The following is a 1,030-nucleotide window of genomic DNA, read 5'->3' on the forward strand; positions in this document are numbered from 1 at the left end:
CTGATCAAGTGGCTGCTGGCGATCCCGCACTACATCGTCATCGCGCTGCTGTGGTTCGCGCTGGTGGTCACCACCATCGCCGCGGGCCTGGTCGTGCTGTTCACCGGTCGCTATCCGCGGTCGTGGTTCATGTACAGCGTCGGGGTGCTGCGGTGGAACTGGCGTGTGGGGTTCTACGCCTACTCCGTGCTCGGCACGGACCGGTACCCGCCCTTCTCGCTGGCGCCCGCCGACTACCCGGCCGAGTTGGACGTGGCCTACCCCGAGCGGCTCTCGCGCGGCCTGGTGTTGGTCAAGTGGTGGCTGCTCGTGATCCCGCACCTGCTCATCGTGGGCATCCTCACCGGCGGCGGGGCGGCTCTGACCAGCGCCTCGGAGTACGGGGGCGCCGAGTGGAACATCTCGCTGGTGGGCCTGCTCGTGCTGATCGCCGCGATCGGGTTGCTGTTCACCGGCCGCTACCTGCCCGGGCTCTTCGACCTGATCGTGGGTCTGAACCGCTGGGTGTACCGGGTCGGTTCGTACGTCCTGCTCCTGCGCGACGAGTACCCTCCGTTCCGCCTGGACCAGGGGCCGGAGGAGCCGGTCGGTCACGGGCCGGAGGTCCCGGCGGGTCACGGTCCGGAGACCCCGGTCGGCCAGGGTCCGGAGGGGCCGGTCGGTCACGGGTCGGAGGGGCCCACCGTCTAGTCCGTCCCGTCCCCGCCGTCGCGGTGGCCCGTCACCATGCGGGCGAGGAGATCGGCGAGCCGCTCGTCGATCTCCTCGCGCTGGTCGGCCGGGATGTCGAGGGTGTCCAGAAGTGCGCCCCGCAGCACCGGCCAGGCGTAGACGGCGGTGAAGACCAGGAGCAGCTCGACGTCCCCGGCTGGCGGGGGAGAGGTCATACGCCTCAGTGCGGCGGCCGGTCGTTCGGCCGGGTCGACCATCGGCGGGAACGCCGCCTCGCCGTCCAGGGCCAACCAGGCCAGGAGGCGGCTGATCTCCGGGTGTGCGGTGGCGCCGAGCAGCATCCCGCGCACGGCCTCGC

The 1,030-nt window shown here is 71.4% G+C and carries 1 protein-coding gene and 1 pseudogene; one reads left to right on the forward strand and one right to left on the reverse strand.

Annotated elements, in window-relative coordinates; genetic code table 11:
- Positions 1-690, forward strand: a 690-nt coding sequence (locus tag G6018_RS13335) for a DUF4389 domain-containing protein (protein ID WP_182639865.1), incomplete at its 5' end; no start/stop codon positions are given.
- Here the strand turns inward: G6018_RS13335 and G6018_RS13340 are convergent.
- Positions 687-1,030: pseudogene (locus G6018_RS13340) on the reverse strand (TetR/AcrR family transcriptional regulator); the annotation flags it as partial. The gene G6018_RS13335 and the pseudogene G6018_RS13340 overlap by 4 nt on opposite strands.

Source organism: Dietzia sp. DQ11-44 (assembly GCF_014145205.1).
In the GTDB taxonomy this organism is placed as follows: Bacteria; Actinomycetota; Actinomycetes; order Mycobacteriales; family Mycobacteriaceae; genus Dietzia; species Dietzia natronolimnaea.